Origin of the sequence: Chryseobacterium oncorhynchi (assembly GCF_002899895.1) — a bacterium.
Classification (GTDB): Bacteria; Bacteroidota; Bacteroidia; order Flavobacteriales; family Weeksellaceae; genus Chryseobacterium; species Chryseobacterium oncorhynchi.
Genome location: NZ_PPEI02000004.1, coordinates 367,274 through 384,830, shown reverse-complemented (window position 1 = coordinate 384,830; position 17,557 = coordinate 367,274). Strand labels below are relative to the sequence as shown.

The following is a 17,557-nucleotide window of genomic DNA, read 5'->3' as shown; positions in this document are numbered from 1 at the left end:
ATGCTTTTAAATATTGTTCAAAATTATAAAAATCTTTTTTCATAAAGGTGCCATGAGGCAATTCCCACGCCAATAACTACCAGCATGCACACAAAGCCCATAAAGAATGGATTATAATTAGCGAAAAGTCCCAATGTGGCAAATACCCTGATGATAGGGAAGTGGAAGATGTAGATTCCGTAGGTGAAGTCTCCGTATTTTCCGAAATTATTTAAGAATTTGAATGAATAGGCAATGTACATTACGATAACACCGATCATCATTGGAGAAAAAAGCTGAATTTTTAAATATAAATCAATCCATACAGTGGCGATAGCAATGATGAAAATTATATTTTTATGTTTGATGAATTTATCAAAATTAAAGTAAATCAGCATTCCGGGGATAAAATAGGATAATGTTCCGGGAAGCTGTTTGGCAAGTGAAATTTTATTTAAAGATTCAAAATAGTTTAGGTAAATAAGCGATAGAAAGTATAAAATAACCAAACTTATATTTCTGTATTTATTATTCTTTCCGAACAGCAAAAACAACAAAGGAACCGCAAAATAGTAACACATTTCTATTTTCAGCGTCCATAGGGCGCCATTCACTGCTTGATTTCCAAAAACTCCGGGAAGCCAAGGTGCTTTAAAATTTAAAAATAATGAATTCCAAAAAAGGTATTTGTAAACCTGTGTATTACTGAAATATTCGGTGAAAGAATATGTACTTACCAAACTTAATAAAATCGCACATAAAAAAATAACCAATAAATAAGCAGGAACAATTCTTTTGATTCTCTTTTTTAAATAGCTTTTCAGGCTTGAAGACCTGTCATAACTCCTTGCAATAAGAAATCCGCTCACTGCAAAAAAACCGAAAACGGCAATTTCTATAGGGCTGTGCTCAAAAATCTTGAGATCAGGAGATGCACTAAGGGTGCCAAGATGTCCAAGAAAGACAATAAAGGCGAGGAGAACGCGTATAAAGTCAAAATTGTTTTTCGTTATATCTTGCATTTTTTTTCTTTGACTACAAAAATAACTTTTTTAATAAAATAGGGGGATTTTCGGAGGTTCAATATTTGTTAAATAAAGAGAATATGACCTCTGACTGTTTTAAAATATATATAAATAAAGGTCGATAAAATAATTTTTCACAAAAAATAGTAATATAAATCAAAAAAATTATAATTTTAGCCCTTGAAAAAATTAATCTATGAAGAAATTAGCACTACTATTTTCAGGCTTATCATTACTGGTAGCCTCCGGATGTTCTACTAGTAACGATTATGTTGAGGAAGCTCCACTTATAGGGTTTTGGCAGCCATTAAAAGAGGTGATTACTACTGTAAAGGTAGGTGAACAGCCAATTTCGGATGTGATTACATATACAGATTGTCAGAAAGAATCCAGATGGTGGTTCAGTAGTGAAGTAAAAGGAAAGAGGATTGATGTGAAAGATCCTGTTACACCAGGTTTATGTGATATTCAGCCTGATGCCAACTTTACCTATACCTATGATAATAACAGCAAGAATATGCAGATGAAGTATCAGGGTGTGGTAGCTCCTGTTAATGTAAAAGTGATAACTCTGAATCAAGCAACCCTCAATCTGGCTGTAAGAGAAGAAACAGAAGATCCGACTGTGTTTAAAACAAGAACCTATACTTTCAAGAGAGTAAACCCTCAACATTAATAAGTGTACTTCAAGATATAAAACAGGTCTCATCTTCGGATGAGACTTTTTTGTTGAGTAGAGAATTATAATTCATCATAAATTAAATTTTTATTTCTTTTAAAATCATTAATTTTGTGAATCTTGTAAAAAAGAAAAAAATCTAAATATTTAAAGTCTAACATATAACATATATATAAAGTGTTTTACGATCATCAGCAGATAGAAAAAAAGTGGCAGAAATATTGGGAGGACAATCAAACCTATAAAACCTCCAATAATACAGATAAACCTAAATTTTATGTACTCGATATGTTCCCGTATCCATCAGGGGCAGGACTTCACGTAGGTCATCCGCTAGGATACATTGCATCGGATATCTATGCAAGGTACAAAAGACATCAAGGGTTTAATGTTCTCCACCCGGTAGGATATGACAGCTTCGGGCTTCCTGCTGAGCAGTATGCAATCCAGACAGGACAGCATCCGGCAATCACTACAGAACAAAATATCAACAGATACGAAGAGCAATTAAAAAAGATTGGTTTTTCATTTGACTGGAGCAGAGAACTAAGAACTTCAGACGCATCTTACTATAAATGGACACAGTGGATCTTTATTGAGCTGTATCATTCTTGGTATAATAAAAATACAGATAAGGCAGAATCCATCGATACTTTAATCAAACATTTTGAAGAAAAAGGAACAGAGGGATTAAATGCTAATCAAAACGATGAATTAAGCTTTACCGCAGAAGAATGGTCTAGCGCTTCTGAAATTGATAAAGAAGATATCCTATTGAATTATCGTCTTTCTTACAGAGCGGAGACCACTGTAAACTGGTGTCCCGCATTAGGGACTGTTTTGGCGAATGATGAGATAAAGGACGGAAAATCTGAAAGAGGAGGGTTTCCTGTATTCCAAAAGAAAATGATGCAGTGGAGCATGAGAATCTCTGCATATTCTGAAAGATTATTACAAGGACTTTCTACATTAGACTGGCCGCAACCGTTGAAAGATGCTCAGGAATACTGGATCGGAAAATCTCAGGGAGCACAAGTTCAGTTCAAAGTAGATGGGCATGATGAAATCGTTGAGGTTTTCACCACAAGACCTGATACTATTTTTGGAGCAACATTTATGGTTTTGGCTCCAGAAAATCCTTTAGTAGAAACAATTACTACAGACGCTCAAAAAGTAGAAGTAGATACCTATATTGAAGAAACTTCCAAAAAAACGGAAAGAGACAGAATGTCTGACGTGAAAAACGTGAGCGGAGCTTTCACAGGGAGTTATGCAATCAATCCTTTTAGTGGAGCGAAAATGCCTATCTATATTTCAGACTATGTATTGATGGGATATGGAACTGGAGCAGTAATGGCTGTTCCTGCACATGATGAACGTGATCACAGATTTGCAAAGAAATTTAATCTTGAAATTAAAAAAGTAGTTGAAACTGAAGAAGACGTTCAGGAAAAATCTTTTGATTCTAAAGACTCAGTATGTGTAAACTCTGAATTCTTAAACGGATTAAGTTATAACGATGCGAAATCAAAAATGATTTCAGAAATCGAAAACAAAGGAATTGGCCACGGAACAACTAATTACAGACAACGCGATGCTATTTTCTCAAGACAACGTTATTGGGGAGAACCGGTTCCTATATATTATAAGGAAGGAATGCCTTACACATTACCAGCATCTGCATTACCGTTGGAACTTCCTGAAGTTGAAAAATATTTACCAACAGAAGACGGAGATCCACCATTAGGAAATGCAAAAGAATTTGCTTGGGATGAGGTGAACCAAAAAGTAGTTTCTACAGATTTAATAGATGACAAAACTATTTTCCCTCTGGAATTATCCACAATGCCGGGTTGGGCAGGTAGCTCATGGTATTTCCTTAGATATATGGATCCTCACAATGATGGAGAATTTTTCGCAAAAGAACTTTCAGATTACTGGGGACAAGTAGATCTTTACATCGGAGGTAGCGAGCATGCAACCGGTCACTTGTTGTATTCCCGTTTTTGGAATATGTTCTTAAAAGATAGAGGATACATTAACCATGATGAGCCTTTCCAAAAATTGATCAACCAAGGGATGATCTTAGGAATGAGTGCATTTGTGTATAGAATTGATGGAACTAACCAATATGTTTCTAAAAGCTTAGCCGGTAATTATCAAACTCAACAGATTCACGTAGATGTAGCCTTATTAAAAGGAACATCAGATGAATTAGATACAGAAGCATTCAAAGCTTGGAGACCTGATTATGCAAATGCAGAATTTATCTTAGAGGATGGAAAATACATCACAGGCCGTGAAGTAGAAAAAATGTCCAAGTCAAAATATAACGTAGTAAACCCTGATGACATCTGTGAAGAGTACGGAGCAGATGGCTTAAGACTATATGAAATGTTCTTGGGACCATTGGAGCAATCCAAGCCTTGGAATACACAAGGTCTAAGTGGAGTATATGGTTTCCTTAAAAAATTCTGGAACTTACACTTCAATGGAGAAACCTTTGAAATTTCTGAGGAAGAACCTACAAAGGCAGAATATAAAGTGTTACACACCTTAATAAAGAAGGTGGTATATGATATAGAAAACTTCTCATTCAATACTTCTGTATCTTCATTCATGATTGCTGTAAACGAGCTTCAGAAATTAAAATGCAACAAACGCAATATTTTAGAACCGTTATCCGTTATCATCTCTCCATATGCTCCCCACATTTGTGAAGAACTATGGAATCTATTAGGTCACGATACTTCAATAGAATTTGAACAATTCCCAGTATTAAATGAGGATTATCTGGTTGAGGACGAAATTGAGTATCCGGTAAGCGTAAATGGTAAAATGAAGTTCAAAATTTCGCTTTCAGCTCAATTATCTGCGAAGGAAGTCGAAGATTTGGTGATTTCAAATGAGAAAATGCAACAGATTTTGGAAGGGAAAACCCCTAAAAAAATCATTGTTGTCCCTCACCGTATTGTGAATATCGTAATTTAAAAAAAAATTAACATTGGGAAATTAAAAAAAATGGGTGTCTTATTTTTATGATTTTTTAATTCAAATGTTAAATTTGGGAAAAATAAATAAAATATTTAAGAATAATTATTATATCGAAATCGTATTAAATTTTCTTTATCAAAAAAAAGCAAAATGTTTAATTAAGACTCTTGCATTTTAATTAATTTTGCCTTTAATTTACACCCTGTAAAATTTTAAAACAATATAATTTAGTTAAATATGGAAATGAATGTTTCAAAAAATGATGAGCAAGTAGTTGCTAGAAAGGCAGGAGGTTTAAATCCAGCTGTTATTATTCCTATTCTATTTGCTATAGGGATATGTATTTATTTATTCGTTCTTGGGAGCCCAGGAAACTTTAAAGATGCAGATAAACTAGGAAGTGGTTCTGTAGCTTTTTCAAGTATTGAAGGAAAAGACATTCATCCAGAATCGTTTTTAGGTATTATCTACAAAGGAGGTATTATTGTACCAATCTTGATTACTTTCATGATTACGGTAATTGTTTTCTCTTTTGAAAGATATTTCGTTCTTGGTAAAGCTGCTGGAAAAGGAAACCTAGACAACTTCGTAGTACAAGTAAGAAGCTTACTTAACCAAAACAAAATTGACGAAGCTATCGAAGAATGTGACAGACAACAAGGTTCTGTAGGTAACGTAGTAAAAGAAGGTCTTACTACTTACAAAGCACTTTCTCACGATAATACATTAAATAAAGAGCAGAAAATGGTAGCGCTTAACAAAGCTATCGAAGAAGCTACTACTCTTGAGATGCCAATGCTTGAGAAAAACATGATGATCCTTTCTACTTTAGGTACAGTTGCAACATTAATTGCACTACTAGGAACGGTAATCGGGATGATCAAGGCATTCTTTGCATTAGGTTCAGGAGGTGGTACTCCAGATGCTGCTGCTCTATCTACAGGTATCTCTGAAGCATTGATCAACACTGCATTAGGTATTGGTACTTCTGCAATCGCTATTATTCTTTATAACTTCTTTACATCTAAAATTGATGGATTAACTTATAAGATCGACGAGATCTCTATGAGCATCCAGCAGTCTTTCGCTGAATTCAACTAAGAATTAGCAAGGAATTTGCATTAGCAATTAAAAGAAGTTTAATTAAAAATATTTTATAATAATGGCGAGAGTCAAACCAAAAAGACATGGAGTAGTGACGGACATGACCGCAATGTGTGACGTTGCGTTCCTACTTCTTACGTTCTTTATCTTGACCACTCAGTTTAAAAAACCTGATGTGGAGCAGATCAAACCGCCATCTTCAATTTCGGAAAAATTGCTTCCTGATGCTAGTTTAATGACTATCAACGCTACTCCGGACGGAAAATTCTATTTCCAGCCAGTAGAAAACGCATCAGAAAGAGTTGCTCTTTTAGATAAAATGGGACAAAAGTATGGTATTACTTTTGACAATAATCAAAAAGCAGCTTTCCAGAAAGTTCAGGCAATTGGAGTTCCGATGAACCAACTTAAAGGTTATTTGGATATGTCTGGAGATGAGCAGAAAAATTATAAGAGTCCTACAGGTATTCCTATGGACAGTACAAATAAGCAATTAATTGACTGGGTAAAAGAAAGTTTAAGCGTTAACCCTGACTACAAGTTAGCTATTAAAGGTGACGTTACGACTCAGTACCCTAAAGTTAAAAGTCTATTTGAGGGTTTAAGAGATATTGATTTTCTTAAATTTTGGTTGATTACATCACAAGAAGGTAAACCTAACGAATAATATCGATAGAAATGGCAGAAGTACAAGTACAAGAAAAAGGCGGCAAGGGCGGCAAGGTCCGTTCCAAGAAGCAAAACACCAGAGTCGATATGACTCCGATGGTGGACTTGGGTTTTCTATTGATTACCTTCTTTATGTTCACAACTACATTCAGTAAACCGAATGTTATGGATTTGGGTCTTCCGGCTAAACCGAAAGATGATAAACAAAAACCACCTCCAACAGAAATTAAACTTTCTAACTCAATTTCTATCTTATTAGGAAAAAATAATAGAGTATTTTGGCACCAACAGGATGCAACTTCCTTGAATGACCAAACTCTTATGGAAACTACTCTTGATAGAGAGGGAATTAGAAAAGTAATTCAGCAGGCAAAATCTAGAGCTGCAGATCAAACGAAATTTACCGTGATCATTAAGCCAACTGACGATGCTGTATATAAGAACTTTGTTGATATTCTTGATGAAATGGCAATTACCAAAAGTGAGCAGTACGGTGTTACTGATATCAAACCTTGGGAGAAAGCTATTTATGAGAAGAAAGTAGGGGGTGCTACTGCACCGGCTGCTACAAAGTAATTTAACCATAAAATTGTTATATCTAATCTATGGCAGATGAAAATGTATACAATCAGAATCTTACTTTAGACGAGATTGTATTTGAAAATAGAAACAAGGAATATGGTGCCTATGATCTTAGACATCAGTATCCGAGACTTTTAACAAAGTCTTTTATCATCGGTACAGCTTTATTCCTTTTGGCAGCTTTGTCTCCGTTCATCTATCTTACGATTAAAAATCTTACAGCTCCGCCTAAGCAAGAAGTAAAGGCAGATTTAGTAGATATTATCGAAGAAGATCCGATTATCGAGCAGCCTAAAGAAGAAGAACCACCTCCACCACCTCCTCCAAAAGAAGAGGAAAAAATTGAGGTAATTCAGAACGTAGTTCCTGAGCCTGTAAAAGCTCCGAAAATTGAAACTCCACCTCCACCAATTTCTAAGCAGTTGGAAACAACAACTGGTTTGAATAATCAGGAAGGGGTGAAAGCTCCGGCTTATACGCCACCACCACCACCACCATCTACAGGTACTAAAGCTACCACAGTAGAAGTGAAGGCGAATAATCCTAACGAAATCTACAAAGATGTAGACCAGTCTGCAGAATATCCTGGAGGTATGGGTTCATTGAGAAAATTCTTAGGAGATAACTTCGATACTTCCCTAATGGAAGGAGGTGAAGGTACACTTAAAGCTAAGCTTAAGTTCGTTGTAGAAAGAGACGGAACTGTTTCTGCGGTTACTATTGAAGAGAAATCTCCAAATGGTGACTTCAACAGTGAAGCTGTACGTGTAGTTAAGAAACTTAAAAAGTGGACTCCTGCTAAGAGAAATGGAGAAAGCGTTAGATCTTACTATAGCGTACCATTTACTATGAACTTTGAATAATTAGACTTATTTATTCAGAATATAAATAAAAAGGGAAGCATATGCTTCCCTTTTTATTTTTTTTGTATTTTTGTTACATGATGTTCAATTGGTTATCCCTGGTTACGGGATTGTTTTATATCGTTTTAGGAATTGTAGTGATTGCCTATAAATTCTTCTTTACCATTTTAGAACCTGCTATTGCTTATGCATTGGGTGCTCTTTTAATTATTTATGGTATATTTAGAATTTATAGAGCTGTTTCTAAAATCAAAAAATCGAAAGATGAAGAATAGTTTTAAAATTGCACTTGTCTTCGTAATAGGATTTATACTGGCAGGATGCAAAAAAGAGGAGAAATCTCCTTCCTACCACAAGGGTGATCTTACGATTTTTACAGACGAATCTTTTCAAAGTGTTACAGAGGCATTAGCTGACGGCTATATGATTAATTATCCGGAGACACGCATTAAAGTCGAGACAAAAAAAGAAGATTTAGGTCTTCTTGATTTATTGAAAGGAAATGCGAAAGTGATTGTAATGTCCAGAAACCTTACTCCCGAAGAAATAAAAACCTATGAAGAGAGAACAGATCTCAAGTTTCTTCCGGCTAAATTTGCAGCAGATGCTGTTGTTTTTGTAGTTCCAAAAGAATCCCCTAAAGAAAGTATTTCAATAGATGAAATCAATAGTGGACTTCTTTCAGACGAGAAGAATTTTATTTTTGACGGAACCAATTCAAGTAATCTGAACTTTGTTGCAGAGAAGTTAAAAAAACAACCTAAAGACCTTAAGTTTTCCATTATTCCCGGTAATCAGAAGATTATCGAGGAGCTAGGAAAATATCCTGGCAAAGTTGGGGTTATAGGGCTTAATACATTCAGCCGCCCCTATGATAAAACTTCTGAGAAGCTTAGAGAGATGGTGAAAGTACTTCCTGTAGTAGATAAAGGGAAATCATACACTGCTAACTTCGAGGGGCTTCGTTCTATGGAGTATCCATTCACAAGAGTACTTTATTTCCTTATTAACGAAGGAAACTTCAATATAGCTAATGGCTTTATACGATTTTCATGCACCCACTTAGGGCAAAAAATTGTTCAAAAAGAGGGTTTACAGCCGTATAACGTCTATAAAAGAGAGGTGCAAATGCGTTAAAATTATTAAATTCACAATTTATTCCCATTAAAAAAAATGTTTTGGTCTGAAAGTTGTGTAGAATATAACTCAATTATTTAGAAAATATAAAATGAAAGATATAATGAATATGAATGTAAAAAAGATTGCTTTTGGAGCAGCCGTGGTATTTTTTACCGGTTTCGCCTCTGCACAAACACTGCAGGATGGTATTAACAGTATAGACAGTGATAAATTTGCTCAGGCAAAAACCAACTTCACTGATATGATCGCTAAAGAGCCTACTGCTGAAAACTACTTCTATTTAGGAAATACTTTCTTAAGACAAGGAGAGCCGGATTATGCTAAGGCTACAGAAAGCTTTAACAAAGGATTAGCAGCTGACGGTAAAAGTTATCTTAATAAAATTGGCTTAGCAGCTGTTAAATTAAGTAAAGGCGACAAAAGTGCTATTGCTGAAATTCAGAAAGTGGTAACTGATTCTAGAGAAAAAGATGCTGAAGTATTGTTCAGAGCAGCTGAAGCTTTGACTTTATTTGAAAAAAACAGTTCACCTGACCTTGCAATCCAATTCTTGACTAAGGCTATTGAAAAAGCTGAGAAAAAAGGAGTTCCTGCGCATTACTATTATACATTAGGAGATGCTTACAGACTAAAAAGAGCACCAGGAGAGGCTATGTCTGCTTATGACAAAGCATTACCTTTAGCTAAAAATAAAGCTTCTGTTTACACAAGAATGGCTACTCTATGGATGGCTGCTCAAGTATGGCAAAAAGCTAAAGAAAGTGTGGATAAAGCTATTGCTGTAGACCCTACTTATGCTCCTGCATATAAAGCATTGGCTGGTTATGATATCAGATATCAACAAAATGCTAAGGCTACACAAGACCTTATCAACTATACAAAATATGCTGATGAAGATCCATATACTCAATTAGAAATTGCAAAATTATACTTCACTAATGAAGATTATGCAAACTCTAAAACTGTATTAGATAAGATTTTTGATAAAATTGAAGATCCTATCAAGTTCAAATTAAGAGCTTATCAGTCTTATGCTGATAAAAATTATGCAGAAGCAAAGCAAAATATGGATACTTTCGTTTCTCAAGCTGAAAAAACAAGAGTACAGCCAGCTGACCAAGGTCTACAAGGGCTTATTGCTGCTGGTTTAGCTAAAGACGAAAAAGATGCAGCTAAAAAATCTGCTTTAACTACTGAATCTCAACAAAAAATTGCCATTGCAAAAGCTGCAAAAGATGAGACGATGAAGTGGGATCTTGAATTGGCTAACATCGCAGGAGGTGGTGGTGCTTCTCAAGCAGATGTAGACAAAGGACCTACCAACCCTACAATCGAAGGATTGAAGAAGCAAGTTGCTGCTAACGCTCAGGATTCTGATGCTTTATTTAAGTTAGCTACAGCTTATCAGGATGTTAAAAACTGGAATGGAGCAATTCTTACATGGCAAAAAATGTCAGCTCTTCTTCCTGATTGGGCTCCGGCATATTATAGCCAAGGGTATTCTTACCAACAGGCAGGAAATAATGATGCTGCAAAATTAGCTTATGAGAAATTCATCAGTACAGTAAAACCTGCTGATCAGGAAGCTAACAAGCAAACTCTTGCTTATGCTTATTTCGCAGTAGCTTACATGAGTAAAGATTCTGATGCTGCAAAAGCAAAAGATTATGTTGCAAAATCTTTACAGTTAGATCCTACTTACCAGGATGCTGTAAAATTAAATGCAGAGATCAACAAGTAATTTAAAATTTAAATTATAGATATTAAAACTTCCCATTCGTAATGTTTGGGAAGTTTTTATTTAAAACTTATCTTTGATTCTATGAAAACTGATATACTTGCTTTTGGAGCACACCCTGATGATGTAGAGCTGGGATGTGGAGGAACTATTGCCAAAATGGTTTCAGAGGGTAAAAAATGTGTAGTGGTAGATCTTACCAGAGGAGAACTTGGTACACGAGGTACGGATGAGACAAGAAAAGCAGAAGCGGCAGATGCTGCTCATATACTGGGACTCTCTGCAAGAGAAAATCTGGGAATGAAAGATGGCTTTTTGGTAAATTCTGAAGAATACCAAATGAGGATTGTAAAAATGATTCGCAAATACCGCCCGGAAATCGTCTTAGCTAATGCAATTGATGATAGACATCCTGACCATGCAAAAGGAGCGAAATTAGTGTCAGATGCGTGCTTTTTGTCCGGACTGAGAAAAATTGAAACGACTGAGGATGGAGAAGTTCAGGAGGTATGGAGACCGAAGCATGTTTTTCATTACATTCAGTGGAAAGACATCAAACCTGAGTTTGTTATTGACATATCAGAGCATCTGGATAAAAAACTGGAAGCATGTATGGCTTATAAAACCCAATTTTATGACCCAACTTCTAAGGAACCTGAAACTCCAATTACAACAAAGGACTTTTATGAAAGCTTAACGTACCGTGCTCAGGATTTAGGGCGGTTATCGGGAGTTACTTATGCTGAGGGATTTACGTCTGAGAAGTTAATTTCTTTGAAAAATTTTGATGGAATTGTTTGGTAGTTGAGGAAATTGTCCTATATTTGCACTCAGAAAACGGTGATTGTAGCTCAGTTGGTTAGAGCGTCGGATTGTGGTTCCGAAGGTCGGGGGTTCGAGACCCCTCATTCACCCAAAGAAAGTACACTTTTTAAAAGTGTACTTTTTTATTTTACATCTATTTCGATCAGAAAATAACCCCCACTTTTTTATTTTTTCTTAATAGCTTTTTCTCGCTATTTACTCATACTCCTCATGCCGGCACCTAAAAAGGGTATTATCTGTTGCGAGGTAATTGTTTCTATTGGATCTAATGATCAAATGATTTTAATCAAAAAATAATATTAATAATATTTTTTACCACTCATATTTAAAGTTCCATCTCCTTTTCTTGATATTCATTACAAAATCTCAAATTGATACAATAGCACGGCGAAATTTTACTATATTTAGTCACACTAAGTTCAAATATGGAAATAAAAGTCACTGTAAAGCAGTTGGGGAAGAAACACCCTGTTCTTTCGGAACAAAATATTGAGATCGCCTACGAAGAGGCCAATATCACCTTAGAAAATTTATTAAAACTAATCGTTCAACAGCAAGTAGATGAGTTCAATACAAAATCTTTTGAGCTGGAAGATGAAGACTATGCTAAAATTCCGCAGGATAATTACCTGAATCTGCTCACAGATACTGGTAAATTAGGTTTTGGAAGTATCTATAATCTCAAAAAAGCAGACCCGCAAAAAGCACAAGAAAATGCCATTCAGGCTTTTGAAGATGGTATGTTTGCTGTGTTTTACAATGAAGAACAACTTGAAAGCTTTACCCAAACCATAGATTTGGGGCTAAAACATACATTTACATTTATTAGGCTCACATTTCTTGCAGGGAGCTATTGGTAACCAAACTATACTAAGTCATAACATACATGGAAATCACAAAAAAATTAGAATCGAAAAAATTAATCAAGAATTATTACGAAAAACTAAGAAAAGATCTGGTAGAGCAAGCTGAGAAAGGTTTGTCTACACAGGTTTTTCCGGATAAACCCATGCTTAAGAAAGAAGTAGCAGAATTAGGTTTATTCTTAATGGGGAAGACGAATTATTATCAGGCAATTACTCTGGGTTCAAAAGAAGCAGAGAAGCTGAAAGATTATATAAAACCTGATATTTGGGAAGATGCAGATTACTATAAACTCCTGATTTACTATTTTGGAGAGAATGCTGATCTTGTGAAACATGCCTGGAACAGAATGCCTTACAAAATGTATCAGACAAGTTATTTCCGTCGTTCGTTTCGTGCTCCTCATAATGAGAGATATATATTGATGAATCAGGCAAACCTGATGAGAGAACTGCTTCGGGTTCCAAATGTTTACTCCTATGACAGGTATGATCAGAATTATAATTTATCATTGGAAGAACAGATTATCTATGATAATGAGGTGGCAAATAATTCAAGTCAGTTCTATGTTTGGTCAGCAGCAATTGATTCGGGGAATAAAGCCATTTATCAATTAATCGAAGATATTATTTTTAATAAACATACGGAGGGAAAGGTTTCCAGAAACATCATTAAGGCTTTACTCAATAGTGAACAGAAGCATTGTTGGGAATTGGTGGAAAAACTTTTACTGGCTGCACAGCGACAAGAAGGTCTAAGACAAACTATATTGGAAGCTCTGGATGAAACCAGTATAGGAGCTTTGGAATATATGACCAACGTGATTGTAGAACATAAACTTACCCGTTTTTCGTCTGTTGTACGTTCTATAGATACCTGGACCGGATTGGGCTGGGAAACAGAAAAAGAATCAGTAGTAAAAAATATCGTATCGTTGGCTCATACTTACTTCAGTAATCCGGAACTTGTTCCTGATGCTATTAAAAGTAAGAATAATAATGAAGTTTATATGGCTCTTTGGGTACAAGGCGTATGGGATGTGGATAAAACCGTTCCTTACTTACACTTCCTGTTTGACAAAGGAAGTGTAGAAAAAAAATGTCTTGCAATAAAATTTGCCACAGAAACAGGTGATCCTTACATTCAAATGCCTTTGTATTATAAGGCTGTGCTGGAGGGGAACTTGGAGATACTGGCATTTGCAGGAAGCCATATGTCAGAATTATTAGGGGCCAATACCAATTCTAAATTCTTTATTAATAACGCAGATTATCCTGACTTCTTTGAAAAACTACACGAGCTGACGCAGAAAATAGAGATAAAAGAAAAGAAATTTGAGGGAAAAATATTCTCGTGGCTAAATGTGACATTCAAGAAGAGCGATTTGTATGCTTCCATGTTTTATCTTGTAGGAGAAGACAGCAATAAACTGGATATAGTTTTGTCTTACTTTGATCAGTTTGATCTTGCGTTGCGAGAATTACTAACCCGAAATATTTTAGATGAATTTTATTGCTATTCATTTTCTTATGGGCTAGGAAAAAAGAAAAAAGCAGTGACTCCTTTCCAAAAGGAATTTGCTTTTAAAATTATAAAAGACAGAGGAGAATCATTGATTGCTTCAGGAATTAATATCTTGCTTCAAAATCCTTTAAACAAAGAAGAAATTATGACTTTCTTTGATATGTTTAAAAGAAAAGGCGGTGTACTCCGTAAGAAGCTTATAGAACTTGTTACAGAACAGAAAGATGACGTAGTGATACCATTAGTTGAAGAATTAATGACTAAAGGCGATGTGGAACAGAGAGCAGCATCTTTGGATATTATGCTTCAGCTTCAACAAGGGAAAAGAGTATCTTCTCAGATTATCCGTTGGACACAGCAGTATTCTGAAAGATCAAAAATTTCAGAAAGAGAAAAAGGCTTACTTGCGCAGATTAATCCATCTGGAGATCAAATCGTACTTTCCGCTGAAAACGGATTCGGATTTTATGATCCCTCTGTAATTTCAAAGTATGCATTACCAAAAGTAGAAGCAAATTCAATATATGTACAGGCTACCAAAAATAATAAGTATGGCTTTACAATATCCATTGACAAGATAAAAGAAGAATTAAAAAAACTCAATGATTTATTCCTCCAGCATAAAGACCATGAATACGAGTCTGAAGAATGGGATAATTCTGTTGCCAAAGTATTAATGGGAAATACTTTCCGGGAAATAAAACGAAATACAGAAGGGTTTACTCCCCAGCAGTTAGCTGAAAATTATCCTCTGCATGAAGTATGGGAACAATGGTTTAAAGACTCAGAAATGCTACCTAGAGATTTATTTTTGTTGACATTTGCTGAAAGTTGTGACCGAAAAGTCTTTAGAGACTTTCTGGAAGACTATATATTCTATCATAAAGAGATTATTCCTAACCCGACAAAAGGAACTTATTATTGGGAGAACCCTATTATGAGGATTCTGGGTTCATTAAAATATAAATTCGTCTTTGAAGAAGTAGTAGATTTTGCAATAGATGCTTGTAGTACACTATTTGCCAATCTTCCAAAAGATGTTATTAACTATAAGGGAAAAGACAGTGGAGATTATTATTACCGGGATCAGGGAAACGGCTGGCAGCAACTAGGCTTTTTTGATGCCTTTTTATTGTCTATCCCTAAGAAGAATCTTACAGATGAACAGCATATCAAGCAATGGAATTTATACAGATGGATGCAATATAATGGATTGCCGGAAACCATTAAAAAGTTTGTTCCTAATTTCTATTTCTTCTGTAAAGCTTTTGAATTAAACGTTATTACAAAAGAAGAATTGTTTGAGGGAATTTTAACTGCTGATTCAGCTATAAGTGACCTTACAACAATTAAATCCAATTATAATAATGAAAAATATGTAGAATTGTTTCCTTTCCTGAAACCTATGATTGAAGAAATTCAGGATAAGTTTCTGGATATAGAGCTGATTCGTGGAGACGCTAATACTTCGGTTTCACACTTTGTACAGCAGTTTAGATCTATATATGGAACCCATCGTTTCGTTCAGATCTTAAAAGGATTAGGTAAATCCGGATTATATGCCAATTATATATACAGTTATGGAAATGAAAGCATGACCAAGCAAAAACTTTTCTCCTGGCTTATTTCCAACTGCTATCCTTTAGAAAGTGATACTCAGAAATCATTTGATGAGATCATAAAAAAAGAAAAGATTACAGAACTTCGTTTAATACAGGCTGCAGTCTATGCTCCGCAATGGCAGCAATTGATAAGCAATTATTTAGGTTGGAAAGGATTAGATTCAGCGATCTGGTGGATGCATGCTCATACTAAAACCAGTGCCTATGAAGCCCAAAATGCAAAACTGGAAAGTGAAGTTGCTAAATATTCATCAGTAGACATTCAGGAATTTAAAGATGGTGCGGTAGATAAAGACTGGTTTACAAAAGCATATAAAGAACTCGGTAAAGCCCGTTGGGAAATGCTTTATGAGTCTGCAAAATATATATCAGATGGAAATGGACACAGAAGAGCAAGACTTTATTCTGATACATTGGCTGGAAGCTTAAAAATAAAAGAGGTAACGGCAAAAGTAAAAGATAAGCGTGATCAGGACTATCTTCGTGTATACGGACTTGTCCCTTTAAGTAAAGCCAATCCGGAGAAAGATGTTCTGAGCCGATATGAATATATTCAGCAATTCAAGAAAGAAAGTAAGGAGTTTGGTTCCATGAAGCAAACAAGTGAGGCTTTGGCTATTCGTGTTGCACTAGAAAACCTTGCCAGAAATGCAGGATATCCCGATCCTATCCGATTAACCTGGGCAATGGAAACCAAACAAATTCAGTCCCTATTATCAAAAGATACCCAAGTTACCATTGATGGAGTTACAGTAGGTTTAATTATAGAAGATAATGGAAAAGCAGAATTGGTTGTATTCAGAGATGATAAACAACTGAAATCTATCCCACCAAAGATTAAGAAAGATAAAGCGATCATGGAGTTGGGTAATAATCGTAAGATCATGCGCGAACAATGGACGCGTTCCCGAAAAGGGCTGGAGGAAGCCATGATAAGAGGTGATGAATTCTTTTTAAAAGAGATCAAGACCCTTTTTGAACATCCTGTTATCGTAAAACATCTGGAAAAGCTTGTATTTATTTCCAATAATCAGAAAATAGGATTCTTCCACGATGGAGGTTTGGTGAATGCTCATGGTGAAATTCAGGAATTGAATGAAGAAAATACCTTGCGTATCGCGCATTGTGTAGATCTACATCAGAATTCTGTTTGGAGTGATTATCAGCATTATTGTTTTAAAGAAAAATTGATACAGCCATTTAAGCAGATATTTAGAGAATTGTACGTTCCAACGCCGGATGAATTAAAAGAAAAATCTATTTCACGCCGATATGCAGGACATCAGATTCAGCCAAAACAAACTTTAGCACTGCTTAAAACAAGAGGCTGGAAAGTAGATTATGAAGACGGATTACAAAAAGTGTATCATAAAGAAGGTTTTCAGGTTAAGTTATATGCAATGGCTGACTGGTTCTCTCCGGCAGATGTGGAAAGCCCAACCTTGGAAACAATAGAATTCCACTCATTAAAAGATTACAAGAATATACCTTTTGAAGAGATTAATCCGAGGTTGTTTTCAGAGGTAATGAGAGATGTAGATCTAGTTGTTTCAGTAGCTCATGTAGGAGATGTAGATCCTGAGGCAAGCCATTCTTCTATTGAAATGAGAGCTGTATTAATGAAAGAAACAGCACGTTTATTTAAGCTGGATAATATAAGGATTGATGGCTCTCATGTACTTGTGAAAGGGCAGATGGCAGAATATAGTGTCCATTTAGGAAGTGCAGTAGTACATCAGGTTCCGGGCAAGTATCTGTCTATACTACCAGTTCATTCCCAGCATAGAGGCAGGCTGTTCTTACCTTTTGCAGATGACGATCCGAAGTCAGCAGAAGTATTATCAAAGGTCTTATTACTGGCTAAGGATAATGAAATACAAGATCCAACCATACTTTCGCAGATAAAGCGCGAATATGTTTAAAATAAAAGGTGTACTTTTTTGAAAAGT

General features: G+C 35.5%; 13 protein-coding genes and 1 tRNA gene. 13 read left to right on the top strand and 1 reads right to left on the bottom strand.

Going from position 1 to position 17,557, the window contains the following annotated elements:
- Positions 1-23: 23 nt before the first annotated feature.
- On the bottom strand, positions 24-1,001 hold the full coding sequence (locus C1638_RS15355) for an acyltransferase family protein (RefSeq protein WP_109622372.1): 978 nt from the start codon (positions 999-1,001) through the stop codon (positions 24-26).
- 199 nt (positions 1,002-1,200) lie between these two features.
- On the opposite strand from C1638_RS15355, the gene C1638_RS15350 reads away from it, so the two are divergent.
- The 13 genes from C1638_RS15350 to C1638_RS15290 all read left to right on the top strand — a co-directional run bounded on the left by C1638_RS15350 (position 1,201) and on the right by C1638_RS15290 (position 17,530).
- On the top strand, positions 1,201-1,680 hold the full coding sequence (locus C1638_RS15350) for a lipocalin family protein (protein WP_109622370.1): 480 nt from the start codon (positions 1,201-1,203) through the stop codon (positions 1,678-1,680).
- 180 nt (positions 1,681-1,860) lie between these two features.
- Positions 1,861-4,674, top strand: a complete 2,814-nt coding sequence (gene leuS, locus C1638_RS15345; protein ID WP_109622368.1) for a leucine--tRNA ligase — start codon at positions 1,861-1,863, stop codon at positions 4,672-4,674.
- Positions 4,675-4,914: 240 nt separating this feature from the next.
- Positions 4,915-5,778, top strand: a complete 864-nt coding sequence (locus C1638_RS15340) for a MotA/TolQ/ExbB proton channel family protein (protein WP_109622366.1) — start codon at positions 4,915-4,917, stop codon at positions 5,776-5,778.
- A 61-nt stretch (positions 5,779-5,839) separates the two neighbouring features.
- Complete coding sequence (locus C1638_RS15335) at positions 5,840-6,448, top strand: ExbD/TolR family protein (RefSeq protein ID WP_076355070.1); 609 nt, start codon at positions 5,840-5,842, stop codon at positions 6,446-6,448.
- A gap of 11 nt (positions 6,449-6,459) precedes the next feature.
- Positions 6,460-7,026, top strand: coding sequence for an ExbD/TolR family protein (locus tag C1638_RS15330; protein WP_109622364.1), 567 nt, complete (start codon positions 6,460-6,462; stop codon positions 7,024-7,026).
- A 29-nt stretch (positions 7,027-7,055) separates the two neighbouring features.
- Positions 7,056-7,895, top strand: a complete 840-nt coding sequence (locus C1638_RS15325) for an energy transducer TonB (RefSeq protein WP_109622362.1) — start codon at positions 7,056-7,058, stop codon at positions 7,893-7,895.
- A gap of 77 nt (positions 7,896-7,972) precedes the next feature.
- Complete coding sequence (locus C1638_RS15320; protein ID WP_185140436.1) at positions 7,973-8,170, top strand: DUF308 domain-containing protein; 198 nt, start codon at positions 7,973-7,975, stop codon at positions 8,168-8,170.
- Entirely contained in the window at positions 8,160-9,032 is an 873-nt protein-coding gene (locus tag C1638_RS15315) for a PstS family phosphate ABC transporter substrate-binding protein (RefSeq protein WP_109622358.1), read from the top strand. Before C1638_RS15320 ends, C1638_RS15315 begins: the two co-directional genes overlap by 11 nt.
- Positions 9,033-9,123: 91 nt before the next feature.
- Positions 9,124-10,776, top strand: a complete 1,653-nt coding sequence (locus C1638_RS15310; RefSeq protein WP_109622356.1) for a tetratricopeptide repeat protein — start codon at positions 9,124-9,126, stop codon at positions 10,774-10,776.
- Positions 10,777-10,857: 81 nt separating this feature from the next.
- Complete coding sequence (bshB1, locus tag C1638_RS15305; protein WP_109622354.1) at positions 10,858-11,577, top strand: bacillithiol biosynthesis deacetylase BshB1; 720 nt, start codon at positions 10,858-10,860, stop codon at positions 11,575-11,577.
- Positions 11,578-11,612: 35 nt separating this feature from the next.
- Positions 11,613-11,688 (top strand) — tRNA-His (locus C1638_RS15300).
- 335 nt (positions 11,689-12,023) lie between these two features.
- Positions 12,024-12,458 (top strand): hypothetical protein, encoded by a 435-nt coding sequence (locus C1638_RS15295; protein WP_109622352.1) that lies wholly within the window; start codon positions 12,024-12,026, stop codon positions 12,456-12,458.
- 26 nt (positions 12,459-12,484) lie between these two features.
- Positions 12,485-17,530: a DUF4132 domain-containing protein gene (locus tag C1638_RS15290; protein ID WP_109622350.1), complete on the top strand. Its 5,046-nt coding sequence runs from the start codon at positions 12,485-12,487 to the stop codon at positions 17,528-17,530.
- Positions 17,531-17,557 lie beyond the last annotated feature (27 nt).

Excerpts from the sequence above, each read along its gene's own strand:
- C1638_RS15290 (WP_109622350.1), top strand. The coding sequence starts at position 12,485 with ATGGAAATCACAAAAAAATTAGAATCGAAAAAATTAATCAAGAATTAT.
- C1638_RS15350 (WP_109622370.1), top strand. The coding sequence starts at position 1,201 with ATGAAGAAATTAGCACTACTATTTTCAGGCTTATCATTACTGGTAGCC.
- C1638_RS15310 (WP_109622356.1), top strand. The coding sequence starts at position 9,124 with ATGAAAGATATAATGAATATGAATGTAAAAAAGATTGCTTTTGGAGCA.
- C1638_RS15355 (WP_109622372.1), bottom strand. The coding sequence starts at position 1,001 with ATGCAAGATATAACGAAAAACAATTTTGACTTTATACGCGTTCTCCTC.
- C1638_RS15315 (WP_109622358.1), top strand. The coding sequence starts at position 8,160 with ATGAAGAATAGTTTTAAAATTGCACTTGTCTTCGTAATAGGATTTATA.
- C1638_RS15295 (WP_109622352.1), top strand. The coding sequence starts at position 12,024 with ATGGAAATAAAAGTCACTGTAAAGCAGTTGGGGAAGAAACACCCTGTT.
- bshB1 (WP_109622354.1), top strand. The coding sequence starts at position 10,858 with ATGAAAACTGATATACTTGCTTTTGGAGCACACCCTGATGATGTAGAG.
- C1638_RS15320 (WP_185140436.1), top strand. The coding sequence starts at position 7,973 with ATGATGTTCAATTGGTTATCCCTGGTTACGGGATTGTTTTATATCGTT.
- C1638_RS15330 (WP_109622364.1), top strand. The coding sequence starts at position 6,460 with ATGGCAGAAGTACAAGTACAAGAAAAAGGCGGCAAGGGCGGCAAGGTC.
- C1638_RS15340 (WP_109622366.1), top strand. The coding sequence starts at position 4,915 with ATGGAAATGAATGTTTCAAAAAATGATGAGCAAGTAGTTGCTAGAAAG.
- C1638_RS15335 (WP_076355070.1), top strand. The coding sequence starts at position 5,840 with ATGGCGAGAGTCAAACCAAAAAGACATGGAGTAGTGACGGACATGACC.
- C1638_RS15325 (WP_109622362.1), top strand. The coding sequence starts at position 7,056 with ATGGCAGATGAAAATGTATACAATCAGAATCTTACTTTAGACGAGATT.